Below are 23330 nucleotides of genomic sequence, written 5' to 3' on the forward strand. Positions count from 1 at the left end.
ATACCGCAGCCTCCCCCCTCTTCTTCCGTTTCGGAGCACCATCCATGAGCGCCCTAACCGCGTTGGTCCGCAAGGACCTGATCCTGTACCTGAGCAACCGTCGCGCCCTGCTCATCAGCCTGCTGATGCCGATCGTGCTAGGCGCCTTCTTCGGCTATCTGTTCGGCGGCTCCGGCGCCGTCAGCAATGGCAAGATCGACATTGCCCTGGTCCAGCTCGACGACAGCGGCACCAGCCAGAAGATCGCCGCCGGGCTCAAGGCCGACAGCGCACTCAATGTGCAGGAGCTGCCGCTGGCGGCAGCCCAAGACAAGGTTCGCCATGGCAAGCTGAGCGTGGCTGTGGTGCTGCCGGCCGGCTTCGGCGTGGCCGCCAAGAATGCCTTCTTTGGCGGCCACGACAAGCCCGAAATACCGGTGTATTACGACCCCTCGCAGCAAGCAGTGCTGGCGATGGTGAAAGGCATGCTGACCCAGTACGTGATGCAGAACGTCAGCGCAGAAATGTTCGACATCAAGGCCACCGACTCCTACCTGAACACCAGCATCGACGCCTTGCAGCGCAACGCCACGCAGAATCCGGATCTGCTGAAGATGTTGAGCAGCATCAAGGAATACCAGTCGCGCGCCGCCAAGAAAGCAGAAAGCGGCGCCGACCAACCAGCCGTGCAGCCGGAGCAAGCAGGCTTGTCGGTACCCTATTCCACCAGCGATCAGGCGCTGACTTCAGGTCTGCAGAAATACAATGGCTACGCTCACGCCTTCGCCGGCATGAGCGTGCAGTTCATCCTGTTCATGGGGATCGACGCCGGGATTGCGGTGCTGCTATGGCGCCGCATGGGCTTGTGGAACCGCTTGCTGGCGGCGCCGATCACGCTCAATACGGTGCTGCTGGCGCGCGCGCTATCGAGCGCAATTATTGCCTTCGTCATCTTGTGCGTGATTTTCCTGTTCGCCATGCTGGTGCTGAATGTGCAGATCGCCGGTAGCCTGCCGGGCTTCATCGGCGTCGGCATCTGTTTCGCCCTGGTCACCGCCAGCTTCGGCCTGCTGGTGGCGGCTTTCGGCAAGACCCCGGAAGCAGCACGCGGACTGGCCATGTTCGCGACCTTGATCATGGTGATGCTGGGCGGCGCCTGGGTGCCGACTTTCCTGTTCCCACAATGGCTGCAGACGGCGACGCTGGTGGTGCCGACGCGCTGGGCGGTGGACGGCCTGGACGCCATGACCTGGCGCGGCTTAGGATTTGAGGCGGCACTGCCTGCGATGGCGGCGCTGCTCGGGTTTACCGCGCTGTTCGGCGTCCTGGCCGTGTGGCGCTTCCGGCGCGATGCGCTCAAAGAATAAGGAGCAAGAAGCCGGATTTTGCCCATAAAAAAAGCAGCCCTCGATAGATACAGGGCTGCTTTTTTTGAAGATCAGATTCTTACCAGAAGACAGCCGGCGTCGCGTAGTGCAGCGCCGGCCCGCGGTGTGCCGGTTTTAGCCGACCCACTTGCGCGCATTGCGGAACATGCGCATCCAAGGTGAATCCTCACCCCACGACTCAGGATGCCACGACTGCTGGACGGTGCGGAATACCCGTTCGGCGTGCGGCATGCAGACCGTGAAGCGGCCGTCCGGCGTCGTCACCGAAGTGATGCCTTGCGGCGAACCGTTCGGATTGTACGGATAGCCTTCGCTGACCTGGCCCTTGTTGTCGACGAAACGCATGGCGACCAGCGCTTCCTTGATATCGCCGGTTTGCGAGAAGTCGGCAAAGCCTTCGCCGTGGGCGATGGCAATCGCACTCTGGGTGCCTGCCATGTCCTGGAAGAAGATCGAAGGCGACGATTCAACCTGCACCATGGAAAAGCGCGCTTCGAATTTTTCCGACTTGTTGCGGGTGAACTTTGGCCATGCCTGGGCGCCGGGAATGATGGCTTTCAGGTTGCTCATCATCTGGCAACCGTTGCAGACGCCCAGCGCAAACGTATCGCCGCGCTGGAAGAACAGCGAGAACTGTTCCGCCAGCTTGGCGTTGAACAAGATAGTCTTGGCCCAGCCCTCGCCGGCGCCCAGCACGTCGCCGTAGGAGAAGCCGCCAACAGCAATGAAACCCTTGAAGTCGTCCAGGCGCGCGCGGCCGGCAATCAGGTCGCTCATGTGGACGTCGACCGCGGTGAAGCCGGCCTGGTGCATCACATAAGCGGTTTCCACGTGCGAGTTGACGCCTTGCTCGCGCAGGATCGCCACCCGCGGCTTGGCCGCCAGGTTGAGGAAAGGCGCGGCGATATTGTCTTGCATGTCGAACGCGATCTTCGGCGTGATGCCGGGATCGGCGGCATCCAGGATGCGGTCGTATTCAGCATCGGCGCTGGCCGGATTGTCGCGCAGGCGGGCGATGCGCCAGCTGGTTTCGCTCCACAGGCGCTGCAGGTCGATGCGGGTCTGGCTGTAGATGGTCTTGGCGTCGCGGCTGAATTCGATGACGTCGCGCGTGTTCGGCTTGCCGATGATGTGGCTGCAGGCGCCCAGGTTGTAGCTGCGCAGCACATTCATGACTTCCGACTTCTGCTCGGCGCGTACTTGCAGCACCGCGCCCAGCTCTTCGCTGAACAGCGCGCGCAAGGTCAGCTCGTTGCGGCGTTCCGCCACCTGGCCGGTCCAGTTCTTGGAATCGCCCCAGTCGGCTGCGTGCTCGCTTTCCATGGTCAGGATATCGAGATTGATCGACAAGCCGCTGTGGCCGGCGAAGGCCATTTCGCACAAGGTGGTGAACAGGCCACCGTCGGAGCGGTCGTGATAGGCCAGCAGTTTCTGTTCGCGGTTGAGTTGCTGGATGGCGGCGAAGAAGCCCTTCAGATCTTCCGCGCTGTCGACATCCGGCGTTTCATTGCCGATCTGCTGCATGACTTGGGTCAGGGCCGAAGCCCCCATGCGGTTCTTGCCGCGGCCGAGATCGATCAGGATGATGGCTGTCTCGCCGAGATCAGTGCGCAGTTGCGGCGTCAGCGAACGACGGACGTCGCTGACCGGTGCGAAGGCGGAGACAATCAGCGATACCGGCGAAGTCACGGCCTTGGCCTGGCCTTCATCTTTCCAGGTAGTGCGCATCGACAGCGAATCCTTGCCGACCGGGATGCTGATGCCGAGCGCCGGGCACAGTTCCATGCCGACCGCTTTGACGGTGTCGAACAGAGCGGCGTCCTGGCCGGGCTGGCCGCAAGCAGCCATCCAGTTGGCGGACAGCTTGACGTCGGAGATGTCGGCAATCGCCGCTGCCGCGATGTTGGTCAGCGCTTCGCCCACCGCCATGCGACCGGACGCGGGCGCGTTGATCACGGCCAGCGGCGTGCGCTCGCCCATCGCCATCGCTTCACCCAGATAACCCTCAAAGCTCATGCTGGTGACCGCGCAGTCGGCCACCGGGATCTGCCACGGGCCGACCATCTGGTCGCGCACCGAGGTAGCGCCGACGGTACGGTCGCCGATGGTGATCAAGAAGGATTTGTCGGCGACTGTCGGCAGTTTCAGCACGCGCTGCGACACGTCCAGCAGGTTCATGCCAGTCAGGTCGACCGCCGGCAGCACCGGATTGACGTGCTTGACGTCGCGCAGCATTTTTGGCGGCTTGCCGAGCAAGACATCCATCGGCATGTCGACCGGATTATTGTCGTGTTCGGGATCGATCACCTTCAGCTGGCGCTCTTCGGTAGCAGTGCCGACCACCGCAAACAGGCAGCGTTCGCGCTGGCAGAAGTATTCGAACAGCGGCAGGCTTTCCGGCGCAATCGCCAGGACATAGCGCTCTTGCGATTCGTTGCTCCAGATTTCCTTGGGCGCCATGCCGCTTTCTTCCAGCGGCACCTTGCGCAAGTCGAAAATCGCACCGCGCTTGGCGTCGTTGGTGATTTCCGGGAAGGCGTTGGACAAACCGCCGGCACCAACGTCGTGGATAGAGAGGATAGGATTCTTGTCATCCATCGCCCAGCAGGCGTTGATGACTTCCTGCGCGCGCCGTTCCATTTCCGGATTGCCGCGCTGGACCGAATCGAAATCCAGGTCCGCCGTGTTGGAGCCGGTCGCCATCGAGGACGCCGCGCTGCCGCCCATGCCGATGCGCATGCCGGGGCCGCCCAGCTGCACCAGCAGGCTGCCGACCGGCAGCTCGTTCTTTTTGGTGTGCTTATCGGAGATGCTGCCGATGCCGCCGGCGATCATGATCGGCTTGTGATAGCCCTGCACGTTGCCGCCGACGTTCTGTTCGTAAGTGCGGAAGTAACCACCCAGGTTGGGCCGGCCGAATTCGTTGTTGAAAGCAGCGCCGCCGAGCGGGCCGTCGATCATGATCTGCAAGGCCGACGCGATGCGTTCCGGCTTACCGTAGGCTGCTGCGTCGCCGTGGCCGGCAGTGGTCACGTCGGTGGCACAGACGTCAGCTGAATTCTCCCAGGCTTGCTGCGCATCCGGCAGCAACAGGTTGGATACGGTGAAACCGGTCAGGCCGGCCTTCGGCTTGGCGCCGCGGCCGGTCGCGCCTTCGTCGCGGATCTCGCCGCCGGCGCCGGTGGAGGCGCCAGGGAATGGTGAAATCGCGGTCGGATGGTTGTGCGTCTCGACCTTCATCAGGATGTGCGTCAGCTCTTCCGAAGCACGGTAAGTATTGCCCTCGGCGGCGCCGCGTGCATAGAAGCGCGACACGGTAGCGCCTTCGATGATGGACGAGTTGTCGCTATAGGCGACGATGGTGCCCTTGGGCGCCAGCTGATGGGTGTTCTTGATCATCGCGAACAGGGACTTGTCCTGCGCTGCGCCGTCGATCACCCAGTCGGCGTTGAAAATCTTGTGGCGGCAATGTTCGCTGTTGGCTTGCGCGAACATCATCAGTTCGACGTCGGTCGGATTGCGCTTGGCGCTGGTGAAAGCGTTCAGCAGATAATCGATCTCGTCGTCCGAGAGCGCCAGGCCCAGTTCGCTGTTGGCGTGTTCCAGCGCAGCCTTGCCGCCTGCCAGCAAGTCGATGAAGGCCAGCGGCTTGGCGTCCAGTTCGCGGAACAGATCGGCCGCCTGCTCGGCGCTGCGCAATACGGTTTCGGTCATGCGGTCGTGCAGTACGTCGGCGATGGCGCGGATGCTATCGTCGCTCAGCTTCTTGGCGCCGCCCAGCAAGCCGCTCTTCAGCTTCACTTGGTAGGCAATGCCGCGTTCAATGCGTTTGATATGCGCCATGCCGCAGTTGTGGGCGATATCGGTGGCCTTGCTGGCCCACGGCGAAATGGTGCCGAAACGCGGGATCACGATGAATTCTTCGCCGCCTTCGCTGGCGCTGAACGGATCGCCATAGGTCAGCAAGGCGTTCAGGCGGCCGATGTCGTCCTGGCTGAGCGGGGTCGAGGCGTCGACAAAATGATCGAAACGGCCGCTGACTTCGACGACATTGCTGTCGATCGCTTGCAGCTGGGCCAGAAGGCGTTGGGAACGGAAGGCGGGAAGAGCGTTGGAACCGGGCAAAATCAACATGGCGAGGGGGGAGTTGATGCAGCGTGGCTGCGGGTTAAATCAGAAGCCGTCATTATACAGTGCTGACCGTCCCGCCGCCCCTGTAAGTGATGACAAAATCACCCCATTGCCACAGGCAAAACGCTGGCGGGCCGGAAAACCCTGAAAGCTCCCGGCCCGCCATTGCATTTAATGCAAGAAATTACCTCAAAAATCCTTCAACACGATCTTGCCGATCACGCGCCCGGTTTCCAGCGTGGCATGGGCCTGGCGCAGGTTGGCGGCGTTAATCGGCGACAAGACCTGGCTCATCGTCGTGACCAGCGTCTTTTGATCGATCAATTGCGCTACCTGGTCCAGCAGCTTGCCCTGCTCCTGCATGTCCGCGGTCTGGAACATCGAGCGGGTGAACATGAACTCCCAGATAAAGCCGGCGCTCTTGGCCTTCAGCAGGCTGACATCGAGCGGCGCGGCGTTCTCGACGATGGTGCAGATCATGCCTTGCGGCGCTACTGCCGCGGCGGCGGCCGGGAAGTGGCGATCGGTATCGTTCAGGATCAGCACGTAGTCGACGCTATCGAAGCCTTGCTCCTTGAGCTGCGCCGGCAGATCGCCGAAATGGTTGATCACATGCTGCGCGCCCAGTTCGCGCACCCATTGCGCCGATTCAGGACGCGAGGCGGTTGCAATCACCTTCAGGCCCGCGACCTTGACCGCCAGCTGGATGGCGATCGAGCCGACGCCGCCGGCGCCGCCGATGATCAGCAGCGACTTGGCCGGCGCACTGGAGCGCGGCGGCACCTTGAGACGGTCGAACAGCGCTTCCCAGGCGGTAATCGCGGTCAGCGGCAAGGCCGCTGCCTGTTCGAACGAGAGCGTCTGCGGCATGTTGCCGGCGATGCGTTCATCGACCAGCTGGAATTCGCTGTTGCTGCCCGGGCGGGTGATGTCGCCAGCGTAGAACACGCGGTCGCCGACCTTGAAGCGGCTGACTTCGGCCCCCACCGCCTGCACCACGCCGGCGGCATCCCAGCCCAGCACGCGCGGCGACTTTTCTACCGTGTCTTTCGGCGCCCGCACCTTGACGTCGACCGGGTTGACGGCGATGGCCTTGATGGCGACCAGCAGGTCGCGGCCTTGCGGCACAGGCTGGTCGAGCTGGACGTCGACCAGCGATTCGGGATTGTCGATCGGCAGATAACGGGTTAAAGCGATGGCTTTCATGTTCAAACTCCTGAAGTAATGAGCGTTTCAATCTGAACGCAGTCGTCAATCAGATGACCTGCGTGAGATGACCTGCGGGGATAACCTGACCGCTATTATGATAATGTTGAATTATTTTATAAACATGGCAGTATTTGATTCACTTTCAAATAGAATTTGACAATGTACTCGACCACCGACCTCCAGCTTTTCATCCACACGGCGGATCTGGGCAGCCTGTCCAAGGCGGCGCGCCAGCTCGACCTGCTGCCGGCCACCGCCAGCGCCAGCCTGAAGCGCCTGGAACAGCAGCTCAACGCCCGCCTGTTCGTACGCTCTACCCGCAGCATGCGGCTGACGCCCGAGGGCAGCATGTTCCTGGACTATAGCCGTCAGGCGCTGGCCTTGCTGAACGAAGGACAGGCGCTGCTGAACGCCGACGGGCCGGTGAGCGGCCATTTGCGCTTGTCGATGCCGTCCGATGTCGGCCGCAATGTGCTGCTGCCCTGGCTCGACGCCTTCCAGGCGCGCCATCCGCAAGTCACGCTGTCGCTGCAGTTTTCCGACCGCGTCATCGATCTGTTCCGCGATCCGGTCGACGTTGCCTTCCGCTACGGTCCGCTGGACGATTCGACGCTGGTGTCGCAAGTCCTGGCCGCCAGCCGCCGCGTCGTCGTGGCGGCGCCGTCCTACCTGGCCAAGCATGGCCGGCCGCAAGCGCCGAAGGACTTGTCCAGCCACAACTGCCTGCTGTATTACCTGCAGCACGGCCTGTTCAACAACTGGCGCTTTTATTCCGGCAAGACGGCGATCGACGTCAAGGTGCGCGGCGACCGCATGAGCGACGATGCCTCGATTGCCCGGGCGTGGGCCGTCGCCGGCATCGGCATTGCTTACAAATCCTGGCTCGATGTACGGCAGGATGTGGCCGCAGGCCGGCTGGAAATCCTGCTGGAACAGTTCGGCGGCGAAGACACCCCACTGAACATGGTGTATCCGCATCGCAGCAGCATGTCGCCGTCGCTGCGCGCCTTGCTGGCGTTCTTGCGCGAGCAGTTTGCGGCGCTCAAGCTGCCGCAGTAAAGGGCGCGGCATCACGACCGAAATGCGCCAGCACGAATTCGATGAACGATTTCAGCTTGGGCGTCATCTTGCGGTTCGAGGCCACTACCAGGTGCATTGGGCGGTGCTCCAGCTCGTAATCGGTTAACAGGCACTGCAGCCGGCCGGCCGCCACCTCCGCACACAGCAAGGCCTCCGGCTGCATGATGATGCCAATCCCCTGCAAAGCCGCGGTGCGCAAAGCCAGGCCGTTATTCGCCCGAAAATTACCGTGCACTTCAATCTCCTGCTGCACACCGCCGCGGGAAAACTGCCACAGGTTATAGCGGCTGCCGTGGACGAAACTCAGGCAATTGTGTTCAAGCAGTTGCTGCGGGGTCTGCGGCGTGCCGTGTCTTGCCAGGTAGTCCGGCGCAGCGCACACCAGGGCGCGATACGGTTGCAAGGGCCGCGCGACCAGGCTCGAATCAGGTAACGGACCGATCCGCAGCCCGACCTCGAAGCCTTCCTCCACCAGGTCAACCACACGGTCGTTCAGGGACAGGTCCAGTTCGACATCGGGATAACGTTCCAGATACTCGCGGATCACCGCGGCCAGCATCTGGCCGCCGAAGGTGGCTGGCGCGGTCACCCGCAGCACGCCGCGCGGCAGCAGTTGCATCTGTTTGACCGAAGCGTCGGCTGCTTCGATTTCCAGCAGCGCCAGCTTGCAACGCTCGAAATACAGCTGGCCGATCTCGGTCAGGCTCTGGCGCCGCGTGGTGCGGTTGAGCAGCCGCACTCCCAGCTGCTCTTCCAGCTGGCGCACGTGTTTGCCGACCATGGTGGGAGAAATCCCGGCCTCCTCGGCGGCGGCGGAGAATCCGCCCTTTTCTACCACGCGGACAAAAATCTGCATGCTGGTCAGTCTGTCCATGATTTTCCGCTCATTTCAATTAAACACCCTGGGTTTCAAGTGAAAGTAATAATAGAGTATTTATCGACCAGTGAGAAGGAATCATAATTGACCACTGATCTTACTTATCACGGAGCACATCATGAAAATCGCAGTTATCGGCGCTACAGGCACAGTCGGCAAAGCAGTGGTCCAGCAACTGGCCGTCCGCCACGACATCATCGAAGTCGGCAACAGCAGCGGCCAATACCAGGTCGACATTACCGACATCCACAGCGTTGAACGACTGTTCGAGCAGATCGGCAAGGTCGACGCTATCGTCTCGACGGCAGGCAAGCTGCATTTCGGCCCGCTGCAAGAACTGACGCCGGAAAAATTCCAGGTCGGCCTGCGCGACAAGCTGATGGGTCAGATCAACCTGGCGCTGGTGGCCCAGCACCACCTCAACGACGGCGGCTCGATCACCCTCACCAGCGGCATCCTCAGCGAGGAGCCGATCCTGCAAGGCGTCAACGCCACCACGGTCAACGCCGCCCTCGACGGTTTCGTACGCGCCGCCGCCATCGAACTCAAGCGCGGCATCCGCATCAACGTCGTCAGCCCCACCGTATTGCAGGAATCGCTGGTCAGCTATGGTCCGTTTTTCTACGGCTTTGAAGCGGCGCCGGCCAGCCGCGTGGCGCAGGCTTACAGCCGCAGCGTCGAAGGCGCGCAAACTGGCCAGGTTTACCGGGTCTGGTAATCCAGCCAAATCCAGCCGGCCTCAGGGAAAGTCGCATCGTCGTTGTCAGGATTTTGTCAAGATGATGCGGTAAGATTGGCGGCACAGCAAGCGCAGCCAATCCTTCCCTTTCAAGAGGCTCTTCATGGTGAACGTAGTAAAGCGCATCCAGGAATACAACGCCGGCCGCGATCCACAGCGCCTGCAACTCAAGTACAAGAACATCCGCAACGATCCGTTCACCTTCTTGCGCGGCACCTGCCACCTGTTTTACGAACGCCTCCCGTACAGCGGCCTGATGCGCACTGCGCCGCTGACGTGGATCTGCGGCGACCTGCACCTGGAAAACTTCGGCAGCTACAAGGGCGACAACCGCCTCGCCTACTTCGACATGAACGATTTCGACGAAGCGGCGCTGGCCCCCGCCAGCTGGGAGCTGGTGCGCTTCCTCACGAGCGTGCTGATTGCCGCCGACGGCTCCACCGCCAGCGCGGCCGACACGCGCCTGCTTTGCCGCAGCTTTATCGACGCCTACAGCAACGCCCTGAGCCTGGGCAAGCCGCGCTGGATCGAACGCGACACCGCCAGCGGCATGGTCGGCGATTTGCTGAACGGCCTGCGCGGCCGCCAGCGCTCGACCTATCTCGACAGCCGCAGCCTGCGCAAGGGCAAGCAGCGTTCGCTGCGGATAGATGGGAAGAAAGCGCTGCCGGTCACCGACAAGCAGCGCGCCAGGATCACCAAATTCATGCAGAAGTTCGCCGGCGACCAGCCCAACCCGGCATTCTACAAAGTGCTCGACGTCGCACGCCGCATCGCCGGCACCGGCAGCCTGGGCGTCGACCGCTACGTGATCCTGGTCGAAGGCAAGGGTTCGCCGGACGGCAATTACCTGCTGGACCTGAAACAGGCCTTGCCTTCCTCGCTGACGCCTTACCTGAAGGTGCCGCAACCCAAATGGAAGAACGACGCGCAGCGCGTGGTGACGCTGCAGCGGCGTTGCCAGGCCGTCTCCATGGCCTTCCTGCAGCCGGTCATGCTGGGCAAGACACCGTATGTGCTGCGCGGCCTGCAGCCCAGCGAAGACCGCGTGGTGCTCAAGCAGCCGCGCCATAGCGTCGGCGAAATCCAGCAAGTGATGAACGTGATGGGTAACATCGTCGCCTGGGCGCAGTTGCGCAGCGCCGGCCGCCAAGGCTCGGCGATTGCCGATGAACTGATCGCCTTCGGCCAAAGCAAAAAATGGAAGAAACAGTTGCTCGATGCCGCTCACGGTTGCGCCGCCCAGGTCCGCAAGGATTGGCTGGCTTACTGCAAGGCCTACGATGCCGGTGTCTTTACAGCGTAGCCCAGGAAACCGGCAATTCGTACGCCGGCGTCGGTAGAAAGACTAAAAGCGTACGGTGCTGTCCTATTATCAAGTAATTCAAGGTATGATTCTGATCGCTGCATCCAGTACGCAGACCAGAAAGACATCCTGGAGCAACGCTCGAACCTGCCCGGATATCTGCGCAAAACCCCCTTGAGAACAATAGTGATACAGCAACAGACACAGAAACAAATCGTGGTGATCGGCGGCGGCGTCATGGGAGTCTGCAGCGCTTATTTCCTGGCCGAAGCCGGGCACCAGGTCGCCGTAGTCGAACAACGCAGCAATGTGGCAGAACAGTCAACGCTGGGCAATTCCGGCATCTTGTCGGCCGGCTCGGCCCTACCCTGGTCCGCGCCTGGCATGCGCAAGAAAATCCTGGCGGGCATGTTCAACCAGGAAGCCGCCAACGTCCTCAATGCCCGCTTCAGTCCATCGTTATGGCGCTGGATGCGGCGCTGGATGGCTGAATCCGAGCTTCAGCGCTTCCGCTCCCATACCCACCAGATGCAACGGCTGGCCTCCTACAGCCAGGATCTGCTGGAACAGATACAGCAGCATTTCCAGCTCGATTTCGAACAAAGTCCGGGTCTGCTGCGGCTATTCCGCAGCGAAGCCGAACTGGCAGCGCTGGCGCCCACCCGCGAGCTGCTGAGCGAGTGCGGCGTCGCCCACCAGCTGCTGGATGAAGCCGCAGTGCGCGCACTGGAGCCGGCGCTGCTGAGCGCCGGCAAGCTGGCCGGCGGCCTGCACTTTCCCGACCTCGGCTCCGGCAACTGCACCCTGTTCACCAAGCAGCTGAAAGCCATCCTGCAGGGACTGGGGGTCCAGTTCCACTTCGACAGCACCGTCACCGCCATCGATCCGCAAGGCGCCAGGGTCGGCTTGCACATCGGCGGTGAAGTCTTGAACGCCGACGCCGTGGTGTGCGCTGCCGGCAGCGCCAGTGCCCAGCTGCTGCGGCCGCTGGGACTGCGTTTGCCGCTGCACGCCATCAAGACCTATACCGCCACCGCCAGCGTAAAGAACTATGAAGTGGCGCCGCAGATGGCTGTGCTGGACGACAGCTACAAGATCACCATGGCGCGTATCGGCGCCCGCATGCGCCTGGCCGGCGTCGCCGAATTCGGCGCCAAGGACATGGCGTTCGATGACAAGGCCCTGCGCACCTTGCTGAAAGTGGCGCACGACTGGTTCCCCGACGCCGCCAATTTCAACAGCGCCAGCTTCTGGTGCGGCCACACGCCGATGCTGGCCGACGAAGTGCCGCTGATCGGCCCGACCGGCGCCAGCAACGTGTACGTCAACATCGCCCACGGCGGCTCCGGCTGGAGCATGGCGCTGGGCGCCGCCAAAGTCCTGGCCGACCAGGTTTCCGGCCGTGTGCCGGAAGTCGACCTGGATGGCCTGACGGTAGCCCGCTACCGTTAAAAACTGCCACGACGGATGACCGCCCGGCGCAGTTAAGTGGGATCAGAGTTTTTTTACGACACGCCTTATCGTCGTAAAATTACTCTGACCCCACTTAACGGACCACGCAGCACACACCAAAAATGAGCGCCATCTACCCCGTAGCCGAGATCCGTAAAATCGAGCAAGCCGCCTTGCGCGACCTGCCCCCCTACACCCTGATGCAGCGCGCCGGCCAGGCCGCCGCCCAAGCCGCCCTGCGCCTGCTCCCCTGTCCGCCCCACAGCGCCGCTGTCCTGGTGCTGGCCGGCCCCGGCAACAACGGCGGCGACGCCCTCGAAGCCGCAGCCGGCCTGGCCAAGGCAGGCTGCGAAGTGCTGGCGCTGCTCAAAACTCCGCCCTCGCAATTGCCGCCTGATGCAGCCCAGGCACTGGCGCGCGCCCAGCGGCAAGGCGTGCACCTGATGCCGCCTGAGCAATTTGCCGATATCGACAGCGCGCAATGGCCCCTGGTCATCGACGGCCTGTTCGGCATCGGTCTCAGCCGCCCCCTGGATGGCGACTGGCGCAGCCTGGTGCAGGCAGTGAACGCCATGCCTTGTCCGGTGCTGGCGCTGGATGTGCCGAGCGGCCTCGATGCCGATACCGGCACCGTGGTCGGGGGTACCGGTGGCATCGCCGTCACGGCCAGCCACACGATTACCTTTATCGCCGACAAGGCCGGCCTGTACACCGGCGACGGCCCCGATTACGCCGGCAGCGTAGAGTTGGCGACTCTGGCGATTGCAGATCAATATCTGCCCGCACCCAACATGTGGCTGAACCATCCCGGCTTGTTCAGCGACTATCTCCGGCCACGCAAACGCAACTCGCACAAGGGCAGTTTTGGCGACGTCGCCGTGATCGGCGGCGCGGCCGGCATGGCCGGCGCCCCGATCCTGGCGGCACGCGCCGCCGCCAGATGCGGCGCCGGCCGTGTGTTTGTCGGCTACGCCGAAAATCCGCCGGCGTATGACCAGGCGCAGCCGGAGCTGATGTGCCGCCATGCCGCCGACCTGGATTTTTCCTCCGCGGTGCTGGTGGTCGGCACCGGCATGGGCATGGCCAACAGCGCGCTGGCCTTGCTGACGCGCGCCCTCGATGCGCTCAGCTGGCTGGTGCTGGACGCCGACGCACTCAACCTGCTGGCGCGCCAGCCGCAGCTCCAGGTTCAGCTGGCGCAGCGCCAGCACGCTGTGCTGATGACGCCGCATCCGCTGGAAGCAGCGCGCCTGCTCGGCCTGAGCACCAGTGAAATCCAGGCCGACCGGGTAACGGCAGCGCGCAAGCTGGCCAGCCGCTTCAATGCCGTGGTGGTGCTGAAAGGAGCTGGCAGCATTATCGCCCGTGCCGATGGCGCGGTCGTCGTCAACCCTACCGGCAATCCGGCGCTGGCCACCGCCGGCAGCGGCGACGTCCTCTCCGGCATCTGCGGCGCCCTGCTGGCGCAAGGCTGGCCGCAATGGGAAGCGGCGCTGGCGGCGGTATGGCTGCACGGCCGCGCCGCCGATCAACTGGTGGCGCAAGGCATCGGCCCGATCGGCCTGACTGCCGGCGAGCTGATTCCTGAAGTCCGGCTACTGCTGAATCAACTGGTGCAAGAGCACTGAGCACAAGCTGTAATGCGGTTCAGTCTGAATCAAACGGCATGACGTAGGGTGGGCAGATTTTCTGTCCACGCTGAATTCACTCCTCGAATGAGCAAGGTCCCGCGTGGGCACAGGTGCCCACCCTACTGGCATCCAAGCTGCTATGCTTGATTCTTGTTCCGCCGGACTGCGCCAAAATGGCGTGCCAGATAGAGCCCGAGGACCAGGAAACCGGCAAAGAACAAGGCGCAGCCCGGATTGAAGCCAAACGCAAACGGATATGCCTTATACAGCGCAGCGCCGATCAGCAGGTTGGCCAGGCCCCATAGGAAGTTCATGAGCGGTGACGAATCGCCCACCCCGCGCGGCTTGGCGAAGGGTGTGGGGAAAGGCTCGCCACGCAAGCCGCAGGACAGGTGCGAAATGCAGTTGCACAGGAAGGCGCCGGCGAAGAAAGTCGCCACGTACTGCTGAACATCCATAAAGATCCTTGGTTGAATTACGGCGCTTAGCTACCCACCCCACGGCACCACAGCCAGCCCGATCAGCTGGCGATGGAAAGTCATCACCAGCAGAGCCAGCAACAAACCCGCGACCACAGCGATCACATCGTATTTCAGCGCCGGTTCGAACGGTTTGTAGCTATCGCGCCTGAGCACCGAAATCAAATCGATCACGACAAAAGCCAGGAACGCGGAAAATAATATAGTGGCTTTCTCGTGGCCGTTGGCCAGCAGATGCACCAGCGCCCAGATACCGATCCCCAGCAGCATCGGATGCTTTATCCAGGCGCGGATATGGCCTTTCATGTGGGCCGCCGCCAGCAGGACGAAACTGACCGCCATGGCCAGCGGAGCGCCATGCCTGGCGCCGATGAACGAGTTAAAAAGACGCGGTTCGGCCGGCGCCCTGGCGTAGCCGACGATGATCAAGATCAGTCCGAGCGCAGCCAGCATGGCAAACATGCCCTTGTAGCGTTTTTCCCCCAGCGATTGCAGCATACCGGCTCTCAGGGCCGGCAAGGTGGGGACCAAATGAAGGCTGATGAACAGCAGCAGGCCGAGAATCAGTATTTCCAAATCACTCTCCTTGAAGACAGGCTATCGACGGGAGCTGCAATGAAAAATCCCTCCCGGCGTCGCCACCGGGAGGGATTGATTATAGGAGAAATGCCTACCGTATGGCTTAGTGCGCCAGAATTTCCTTGACCAGCGCATCGCCGCCATAGACATTTTTCAAGGTTTCCAGGATCGCGCCGCTGTGCACCGCCACCGAACGGTTGAAGCGCGAGTCGTACCAGAATGCGCCGCCCAGCGAGTGGATATTGCCGTCAAAAATCAGGCCGACGATTTCACCGTTGCGATTGATCATCGGGCTGCCGGAATTACCGCCGATGATGTCGTTGGTGCTGACCAGGTTATAGCGTTGCGCCAGGTTCAGCTTGTTCTTGGCGGCATGCCAGGAGGCCGGCAAGGCAAACGGATCGGCGCCGGTATCGCGGGCAAAGGCGCCGCCGATGGTGGTAAACGGCGGGATCTGCTTGTCGCCTTCTTTCCAGCCCTTCACTTCACCATACGACAAGCGCAGGGTAAAAGTCGCATCCGGATAGGCGCTGGTGCCTTGCTGGGCAAAGCGGGCCTGGGCGATCAGTTCCGAGTTCTTTTGCTGCACCGAGTCCACTTCCTTTTCATAACGGCTGCGAATCGCGCGCGCGGCCGGATCCAGCGCCAGTTCCATCTTGATGAACGGGTCGTCGGATTTCAGGATGGCTTGTTTTCCGCCCTGCCACAGCGCCTTGCGCACTGCCGGGTCGCCCAGCTTGGTGTTGTCGATCAAGGCAGCGCTGAGCTGATCCGGCGATTGCTTGCCCAGCACCTGCTTGACGAAAGCGTCGTCAGTGCCAAGCATTTCGCGCATTTTTGTAAGCGAAAGGCTGAGCGTGACTTTTTCAAAATCGGGATAAACCGGGGCCGTGGAAAACAGTTCCTGCTCGACTTCCGGCAGCTTGGCGTCGGCATATTCCGGCAGGCGTTCACCGTCCGGCTTGGCACGTTCTTCGGCACCACGCACCAGGTCGCGTGCGTAGCTGAAGTACTTGCTGCTGAACCCGCGGCCGCCTTCGATCATGCCGTAAGGCGCTTCCATCTCGCGATAGGCTTGCTGGGAGGCGGCGATCGCATCCCAGGCGCCGCCAACCTTGGCTTGCAGCGCCGGCGTCTGCGCCACGAACTTGCGCAAGGCGGTTTCATCGTCCTGCTTCTGCTGCATCAAGACCGGATCCTGCAGGGCGCTCAGGCGTCCGCGCAAGGCCTTGTAACCGTTTTCCACGCCAAACAGCATTTGTCCCGCATTACGTGCTGCTTCCGGGCTGCTCTTGCTGTACTGTTCCAGCACACCGCGCAATTCCGACAAGCGGATCAAGGTGTTAACCAGGGTCAGGTCGCGCATGGTGGTCAGCTGTGAAACGGTCAGCTGGCGCTGGGTCGACCCGGGCTGACCGGTGACGAACACCATTTCGCCGTCTTCCGCACCGTTTTTGCTGAACGGGAAATAATTATCGATCTTGGCAGGCTTGCCGTCTTCATAGGCGCGCAGCATGGTGATATCGAGATCGTAGCGCGGAAAATTGAAGTTGTCCGGATCGCCGCCGAAGAATGCAGCCGCCTTTTCCGGCGCCCACACCAGGCGCGTATCCTGGAAACGGTGATATTTATATACCTGGTACTGGCCGCCGTGATACAGGTCGACGAGGTCGCAGCGGACGGTTTCCTTATCCTTGCCAACGCAAGCCGAAGTCAGCTTGGCCTTGATGGCGTTCTGCGCGCTCTTGAAAGCGGCGCCGTCCAGCCCTGCTGTCGCATTCTTGACTTCAGCGGTGACGTCGGTGATCTGTTCCAGCCGGTTCAGTTCGATTTCCGGGCAGCTCAGTTCCTGCTCGCGGTTCTTGGCCAGGAAACCATCCTTGATCAGGTTTTTCTTCGCCGTCGACATCTGGTCCAGGCATTCGGAAGCGCAGTGATGATTGGTCATCACCAGTCCATCTTTCGAGACAAAGGACGCCGAGCAGCCGCCGGCGATACGCGCCGAGCCCAGCATGGTGCGCTTGATCCATGCATCGCTTGGCGTGAAGCCGTATTCGGCCTGCATTTTCGCCTTCGGCAAATTGTCCAAGGTCCACATCCCCTCCGCCGCCATGCTCATGCCTGGAACCAGCAGTGCTGCAAAAAGCCAATGAATTCGCATCGTCTTCCTAACAATAAATAATTTTTAGGAGTGAGACATTACCACATTGAAATGAGAATCGTCACCATGAATGCAGAGCAGATTCGATGGCGACGATTTGACATTCACCTGGCCGAAATCTCCGTCCAGTTTGACATTGGAACCAGCTATTTGCAGCCGCGGCGCCACATGCCTGCCGCCGGCGTTCAAGCGCTTATTGCAAATGTTCCACCAAGGACGGGCCAAACACTTCCTGCCGGATGCGCTGCGGCGGCACGCCGCGCGCCAGCAAGGCATTGCGCTGAGCACGCATGAAGGGCGCCGGGCCGCACAGGAAATACGCCGCGTTCTGCGGCAGCAAGCTGTCCGGCACTGTCGCCAGGCTCAAAAAGCCTTGCTGCTGATAGTCCTGCGGTACGCAATCGTTCGCCGCCGGCCTTTCGTAAGCCACGTATGACTGCATCTGGCCATGCTGCAGCATCAGGCTGCGCAACTCACGCTTGAGCGGATGGTGCTGGCCGTCGAGCGTGGCGTACAGGAAGTTGACCGGGCGCTGCGGGCTTTCCAGCAGGCTGCCATGCAGCATGCTCATCATCGGCGTGACGCCGACGCCGGCGCTGATCAGCACCAGCGGCGTATCCAGGTCGCCCGGCGCGAGCACGAAATCGCCGCAGGGCGGGCTGACCCACAGCACGTCGCCTTCCTGATACTGGTCGTGCAGGAGGTTCGACACCAGTCCCGCCGGGCTGTCCTCCTCACGCTTGACGCTGATGCGCCAATGACCGCTGCCCGGCGCATCGGACAGGCTGTACTGACGCAGCTGGCGCAAAGCCAGTTCGGCGACATTGACGGCGATGCTGATGTACTGGCCCGGCTGGAAAGGCGGCAGCGCGGCGCCGTCGCTGGCCTGCAGATAGAAGGAGCTGACGGTCTCGCTTTCCTTCTGTTTGCGCACGATCGTGACCGCACGGTATTCGCCCGGCTCGACGCCTAGCGCCCGGTACAGCTTGCGCTCTTCCCCGATCAAGGCGTCCGCCAGCAAGCCGTAGGCCTCGGCCCACGCCGCTATCAATGCCGGCGTGGCGGCAGCGCCGAGGATTTCGGCGATGGCTGCCAGCAAATGCTTGCCGACAATCGGATAGTGCTCGGCGCGGATTCCCAGGCTGACATGCTTTTGCACGATACGGCTGATGACCGGCGCCAACGCGGCAGGATCATCGATATTGGCGGCGTAGGCGAAAATGGCTGAGGCCAGCGCCTGTTGCTGCTTGCCGGACTCCTGGTTCGGCATGTTGAAAATGTTCTTCAGTTCCGGATGGGCGGCAAACAGACGCTGGTAGAAGCAGCGGCTAATGGCGACGCCATGCTCGCGCAGGACAGGAACGGAAGCGGCGATGTAGGGACGGGAAGCAGCTGAAAGCATATCGAACTCCTATTGTGACATTTAAAATACTACAATTAAATTAAAAAAACGCGCCGTCATATCCGCTCCAGGATGCGGCGGACGGCGCTCTGGATTTCTATAAGATCAATGGACCGCCATCGGCTGGAACTGCATGCGCGCAATCGCCGTCGACGTCGGCGGCATGACCAGTTCCGCCAGGCTATGCCGGTTCATGCCGGCATAGAATTCGCGCTGGCCGATATCCAGCACCCGCTTCAGATGACAGCTGCCGCGCAGCACACAAGGCGGTTCGTCGCAATCCACCAGGCCTTTGTCGCCTTCCAGCGCACTCAGGATATCGCCCAGCTTCAGGCTGGCCGGCGCCTGCGCCAGCCGCAGGCCGCCGTTGCGGCCGGGCGTGGCGCTGACCCAGCCCAGCTTGACCAGGCGGTTGACCACCTTGTTCAGGTGATTCTTGGGAATGTCGTAATGACTCGCCAGCTCGCCCACCGTAATCACACCCTGCTCCGGCGTCGCCGCCAGATACATCAAGACGCGCAAACCGAAATCTGTAAATTTGGTGAATTGCATGGCTTTGCTTCCCGCTGAAAACCGGATATGGATCCGGGATGCCACCATCATACAATTGTTGCATTTTAAAAGCAACAATTAACTGGTTTAACAATCCTGCCTTAAATACATTCGTTGACGATCGAATTACTGCCGGCGAACCCGGAAGAATATTCTTGCCTTTCCAACAAAATACAAAATGTAACTTGACGCCGCTTCCCTATGACGCCAATAATGAGCCAAAGAAAAGTTTCCTTATGGAAAATTAAAAAAGGGGAAGGTGCGGCACATAACAAATGTCCAAGCGCTTGCTTGGGTTTCCACAAAAGTAAATGTCAATCGGGAGATTTGTCATGAAAAGGTTTGTTCGGAACGGCATTTTGATTATCGCGTCAGCAACCGTCTATAGCACTGTTTCCAACACCTCATCCGCAGCCACTGCCACGGCAACCATGACCAATACGGTCACCATCGCCAACATCTGCACCATTTCCACGATTGGCTTCACCACTACCTACGATCCGATTGTCACCAACCTCTCGACGCCTCAGACCGCGACGGCCAGCGTCACCACCACTTGCACCATCGGCGCCAGTCCGGTGATTACCCTGGACCAGGGCGCGCACGCCAATACCGGCTCGACCGCCGCCGTGCCGCTGCGCCGCCTTTCCAACGGCACCGCCTTTCTCAACTACGGCTTGTTTCAAGACAGCGGCCATGTCACAACCTGGGGCGGCACGCCGGCGACCGCGCCTACCGCTGTCGTCGCCACCGGCCTGGCGACCCCGATCACCATCTACGCCAGTATTCCTGCCGCGCAGTCCCAGCCTGCCGCAACCTATACCGACTCTGTCATTGCCACTGTCACCTTCTAGGCGGGGTGCGGAATGGCGTCGATGCTGAATAAATGGCGACAGCTGCTGGCCGCCGCGTTGTGCGCCGGCGCCACAGCCACGGCATGCGCTGCCTCGTTCAACGTCAACCCGATCGGCTTCGACCTCACCACGGAGCGCAGTTCCGGCGTCCTGCAGATCAGGAACACCGGCGAGCAGCCGGTGCGCATCCAGGTGCAGGCGGTTGACTGGAGCACCGATGGCAGCAAGGAGGTATTGAGCGATACCGATGCGCTGCTGCTGAATCCGCCGATCTTCAGCATCGAACCGGGGCAGCTGCAGTTTCTGCGCTTTGGCCTGCGTCGTCCGGAGAATTCAGCCAGCGAGAAAAGCTACCGGCTGCTGATCGATGAAGTGCCGCAGGCCGGTTCGCAAGGCCCCGGCCTGCGCACATTGCTGAGGGTCAGCATCCCGGTATTCATCACACCCAAGATCCGGCAGGAAAAAATTTCCTGGCAACTCAAGCGCGTGGCTGGCGCCTTGCTGCTGAGCGCCGCCAACGAGGGCAACGTGCACAGCAAGATCAACCAGCTGCGGCTCAGCAACGGCGACGACAAGGACGCTCTGCAGATCAATGCTCCTGCTTATGTTTTGCCGGGCCAGCGCAAGGAATGGCCCCTGGCGAACGGAAAAATCCGTGACGGCGCGGTCCGGCTGCACATTCTGACAGACAAGGGCGAGATTGAAGAACACCTCACGCTGGAGGCTGACCAGGTATCTAGCCGCTAGCCTGATCGCCTGCCAGATCCCGGCGCTGGCAACAGCGGAACAGCCAGTGGCAGAGCAGGAAATCCTATTGGCCGTTGTCGTCAACGACAGGAAATTGACCGACGCAACGCTTATTCTGCGCACTGCGGCAAATGGCATCATTGTGCCGTCGCAGCTATTGACGGAGGCCCGCTTGCGCTTGCCGACTACCGCCGCCATCAGCAGCCATCAGGAAAATTATTATCCGCTGGACGCCCTGCCCGGCGTGCGTGCCGAAATCGACAGCAGCACCCAGACGCTGCTGATCCACGCGCCCGCTGCCGCCTTCACCGACTCGGAATTCGATCTTGGCGAATATCGCCAATTGTTGGAGCAGGCGTCCGAAACCGGCGCCTTCCTCAACTACGATATCAACTACGCCAAGGGACAGGGCCAGAACAATCTTTCCGCGGTGACGGAAGTCGGCGTGTTCAGCGGCGGCGGTACCTACACCAGCCGTTTCGTCGGCCAGGACCTGACCGGCGCGCGTTCGGTGTTCCGGCTCGACAGCCAGTACACCCGCGACTTCCCGCAGCAGCAGGCAACCCTGGTAGTGGGCGACAGCGTCACCGGCAGCAGTTCCTTTTCGCGCCAGGTGTATTTCGGCGGCCTGCAGTGGCACACCAAATTCTCTACCATTCCCGGCTACCAGCCGATTCCGCTGCCTGCCTTCAGCGGCACCGCGGCGGCGCCTTCGGTGGTCGATATCTACGTCGACAACGTCCTGCGCCTCAAGCAGCCGGTCGACACCGGTCCGTTCACCATCAATAACCTGCCGGTGTATGCCGGCCAGGGCAATGTGCAGATGGTGGTGCACGACGTGCTGGGGCGGCAGCAGGTCTACACCCAAAGCTACATCACCAGTGCTCAGCTGCTGCGGCAAGGCAGCAAGGATGTGTCTTATGAAGTCGGGGCGCTGCGCAATAATTTCGGCAGCAAAGATAGCGATTACGGCCAGGTCTTCAGCTCCGCCACCGTGCGCTACGGGATCAGCGACAGCAGCACGCTGGAAACCCATGGCGAGGTGATGCGCGGACGTGAATCGCTAGCCATCGGCGGCGCCTTCGCGCTCAAGGATATCGGCATGGTGAGCGGCGGCGTCGCTGCCAGCAATTCCGAGCGCGGCAACGACACCCAGCAATACCTGCAGTTCGACCGCCAGGGCAGCGGCTACGCTTTGACCCTGCGCGCGCAGACTGCCGGCGCGCGCTTCTGGCAGTTGGGCCTGGGCGACGACATCCTGGCGCCGGCGCAACAGATCCAGGCGCAGACCAACTTCGCTATCGGCAAAAGCACCAACCTGGCGTTCGGCTACCTGAGCCAGGTCAATCGCGGCCAGGACAACATACGCGCAGTGAATGCCGGCCTCAATTTCAATCTGCGACGTTATGGCACCATCAGTGTCGGCCTGCTTAAATCGCTGACGCAGGACCGGCCGTTGTCGGCCAATGTGGTGTGGGTGATTCCGCTGGAACACCAGAGCTTTGTTCAGCTGGTGGCTAACGGCCAGCCCGGCAGCAAATCCTTCAGCGCTGAATACCAGCAAGCCGCGCCGCAGGAAGGCGGCTGGGGCTACCGCGCGCGCAAGAGCCTGTTCGACAACGGCGGCGAGGATGTCGGCGTCAATTATCTGGGCACCACCGGCGAATATACGATGAGCGCGAATCATGTCGATAGCCAAAGCAATCTGCAGCTGGAAGCGCGCGGCGGCATCGCCCTGCTCGGCGGCCATGCACGGGCGACGCGCTGGATGGACGACAGCTTCGCCATGGTGGAAGTGCCGGTATCCCAGCCTATCGACATCTATGCCAACAACATCAAGGTCGGCCACACCGACAAGGACGGCGTCGGCTTCATTCCGCGCCTGGTTGCCTACGAGCCGAATAACGTTTACCTGGACACCGCCGGCCTGCCGCTGTCGATGACGCTGGACCTGAACCAGAAATCGGTGACGCCCGGCCCGCGCACCGGCAGTCTGCTGAAGTTCAGCGCGCAGCAGAACCAGAGTGCGACGCTGGTGCTCAGGGATCGACAGGGAGCCCCGCTTGCCACCGGCACTCGCGTGTATTTGAATGGTGCTGCCGAAGCACAGGAAGTGGCCTTGCGCGGACAAGTCTTTATTCCTGCGATGACCTATCCTGCCAAAATTGCAGTCACCGACAATACAGGCCAGGCAATTTGCAGTTTCGGAATCCCGATCCCCGCCAGGATCGAGGCTTTCCCGATGCTGGGACCGTTTGCCTGCGATCGAGAGATGAAATGAAACACGCTTTGAAATGCTTGTTATCCCTAAGTCTGTTCGCGCTGCCGCTAAGCGCCCATGCCCTGCTCGCAACATGCACCGTAAGCGCTACCGGTATCACGTTTCCTGCCTATACCTCTCCCGGCGGCGCCACCGCAAACAGCACTGGCGACATTGCCGTCACCTGCACCGCCACGCTGGTGATCGGCACCGGCAGCTATACCATTGCCCTTAACGCGGGAAGCGGCACCTTTGTCAACCGCACTTTAAAATCGGGCGCCAATGCACTCACCTACAATGTCTACACCGACAGCGCCCGCAGCATCGTCTGGGGCGATGGCACCGGCGTCACGCAAACCGAATCCGACAGCTATCTGATTCTGCTGACCCCCACGACACGCCACTACACACCGTATGGCCGCATCCCGGCTGCGCAAAACAAACCGGCAGGAACTTATACCGATACCTTGACCGTCACTATCACTTACTAGCCAACTTCCCCGG

Annotated in this window: 18 protein-coding genes; 10 read left to right on the forward strand and 8 right to left on the reverse strand. The window is 61.5% G+C overall.

Translation table 11 applies throughout. From position 1 onward, the window contains the following. The first annotated feature begins 44 nt into the window (after positions 1-44). Positions 45-1346, forward strand: coding sequence for an ABC transporter permease (locus CPter91_RS14425; protein ID WP_061941430.1), 1302 nt, complete (start codon positions 45-47; stop codon positions 1344-1346). A gap of 135 nt (positions 1347-1481) precedes the next feature. On the opposite strand, the gene purL is transcribed toward CPter91_RS14425, so the two are convergent. Together purL and CPter91_RS14435 are read right to left on the reverse strand one after the other, a co-directional pair. After that, positions 1482-5501: a phosphoribosylformylglycinamidine synthase gene (gene purL, locus CPter91_RS14430; RefSeq protein ID WP_061941432.1), complete on the reverse strand. Its 4020-nt coding sequence runs from the start codon at positions 5499-5501 to the stop codon at positions 1482-1484. Positions 5502-5687: 186 nt separating this feature from the next. Continuing rightward, entirely contained in the window at positions 5688-6704 is a 1017-nt protein-coding gene (locus tag CPter91_RS14435; protein ID WP_061941433.1) for a zinc-binding alcohol dehydrogenase family protein, read from the reverse strand. A gap of 162 nt (positions 6705-6866) precedes the next feature. Here CPter91_RS14435 and CPter91_RS14440 point away from each other — a divergent pair, with 162 nt between their 5' ends. Continuing rightward, positions 6867-7766 (forward strand): LysR family transcriptional regulator, encoded by a 900-nt coding sequence (locus CPter91_RS14440; RefSeq protein ID WP_061941435.1) that lies wholly within the window; start codon positions 6867-6869, stop codon positions 7764-7766. Here CPter91_RS14440 and CPter91_RS14445 read toward each other — a convergent pair. Beyond that, positions 7750-8661, reverse strand: coding sequence for a LysR family transcriptional regulator (locus tag CPter91_RS14445; RefSeq protein WP_061941437.1), 912 nt, complete (start codon positions 8659-8661; stop codon positions 7750-7752). The two genes, CPter91_RS14440 and CPter91_RS14445, sit on opposite strands and share 17 nt — an antisense overlap. 121 nt (positions 8662-8782) lie before the next feature. On the opposite strand from CPter91_RS14445, the gene CPter91_RS14450 reads away from it, so the two are divergent. From CPter91_RS14450 to CPter91_RS14465, 4 genes are all read left to right on the forward strand, one after another. Further along, entirely contained in the window at positions 8783-9382 is a 600-nt protein-coding gene (locus CPter91_RS14450; protein WP_061941438.1) for a short chain dehydrogenase, read from the forward strand. A 124-nt stretch (positions 9383-9506) separates the two neighbouring features. After that, positions 9507-10709 carry a DUF2252 domain-containing protein gene (locus CPter91_RS14455; RefSeq protein WP_061941440.1) on the forward strand — a complete coding sequence of 401 codons (1203 nt, stop codon included), beginning with the start codon at positions 9507-9509 and terminating at the stop codon, positions 10707-10709. Positions 10710-10895: 186 nt separating this feature from the next. Further along, positions 10896-12161 carry a D-amino acid dehydrogenase gene (locus CPter91_RS14460; protein WP_236905821.1) on the forward strand — a complete coding sequence of 422 codons (1266 nt, stop codon included), beginning with the start codon at positions 10896-10898 and terminating at the stop codon, positions 12159-12161. Positions 12162-12283: 122 nt separating this feature from the next. Then, on the forward strand, positions 12284-13789 hold the full coding sequence (locus tag CPter91_RS14465) for a bifunctional ADP-dependent NAD(P)H-hydrate dehydratase/NAD(P)H-hydrate epimerase (RefSeq protein ID WP_061941443.1): 1506 nt from the start codon (positions 12284-12286) through the stop codon (positions 13787-13789). Between the two features lie 140 nt (positions 13790-13929). Here CPter91_RS14465 and CPter91_RS14470 read toward each other — a convergent pair whose 3' ends face one another. The 5 genes from CPter91_RS14470 to CPter91_RS14490 all read right to left on the reverse strand — a co-directional run bounded on the left by CPter91_RS14470 (position 13930) and on the right by CPter91_RS14490 (position 18965). Beyond that, entirely contained in the window at positions 13930-14250 is a 321-nt protein-coding gene (locus CPter91_RS14470; protein WP_061941445.1) for a hypothetical protein, read from the reverse strand. Positions 14251-14280: 30 nt separating this feature from the next. Then, positions 14281-14847 (reverse strand): NnrU family protein, encoded by a 567-nt coding sequence (locus CPter91_RS14475; RefSeq protein ID WP_061941447.1) that lies wholly within the window; start codon positions 14845-14847, stop codon positions 14281-14283. 106 nt (positions 14848-14953) lie between these two features. Beyond that, positions 14954-17011 (reverse strand): S46 family peptidase, encoded by a 2058-nt coding sequence (locus tag CPter91_RS14480; protein WP_061941449.1) that lies wholly within the window; start codon positions 17009-17011, stop codon positions 14954-14956. Between the two features lie 193 nt (positions 17012-17204). Continuing rightward, the gene (gene hmpA, locus CPter91_RS14485) at positions 17205-18413 is read right to left on the reverse strand and encodes an NO-inducible flavohemoprotein (protein WP_061941452.1); all 1209 of its coding nucleotides are present in this window, start codon (positions 18411-18413) and stop codon (positions 17205-17207) included. A 105-nt stretch (positions 18414-18518) separates the two neighbouring features. Next, positions 18519-18965, reverse strand: a complete 447-nt coding sequence (locus tag CPter91_RS14490; protein ID WP_061946263.1) for an RrF2 family transcriptional regulator — start codon at positions 18963-18965, stop codon at positions 18519-18521. 431 nt (positions 18966-19396) lie between these two features. Between CPter91_RS14490 and CPter91_RS14495 the strand changes: the two genes are divergently transcribed. From CPter91_RS14495 to CPter91_RS14510, 4 genes are read left to right on the forward strand one after another with little or no spacing between them, the layout of a single operon-like run. Beyond that, positions 19397-19819, forward strand: coding sequence for a spore coat protein U domain-containing protein (locus tag CPter91_RS14495; RefSeq protein WP_061941455.1), 423 nt, complete (start codon positions 19397-19399; stop codon positions 19817-19819). A gap of 21 nt (positions 19820-19840) precedes the next feature. Next, the gene (locus CPter91_RS14500) at positions 19841-20566 is read left to right on the forward strand and encodes a fimbrial biogenesis chaperone (protein ID WP_167595175.1); all 726 of its coding nucleotides are present in this window, start codon (positions 19841-19843) and stop codon (positions 20564-20566) included. Next, positions 20520-22847 (forward strand): fimbria/pilus outer membrane usher protein, encoded by a 2328-nt coding sequence (locus tag CPter91_RS14505; protein WP_082792857.1) that lies wholly within the window; start codon positions 20520-20522, stop codon positions 22845-22847. The genes CPter91_RS14500 and CPter91_RS14505 overlap by 47 nt, the downstream gene beginning before the upstream one ends. After that, positions 22844-23317, forward strand: coding sequence for a Csu type fimbrial protein (locus CPter91_RS14510; protein WP_082792858.1), 474 nt, complete (start codon positions 22844-22846; stop codon positions 23315-23317). The genes CPter91_RS14505 and CPter91_RS14510 overlap by 4 nt, the downstream gene beginning before the upstream one ends. Positions 23318-23330 lie beyond the last annotated feature (13 nt).

It is taken from the genome of Collimonas pratensis, assembly GCF_001584185.1.
In the GTDB taxonomy this organism is placed as follows: domain Bacteria; phylum Pseudomonadota; class Gammaproteobacteria; order Burkholderiales; family Burkholderiaceae_D; genus Collimonas; species Collimonas pratensis.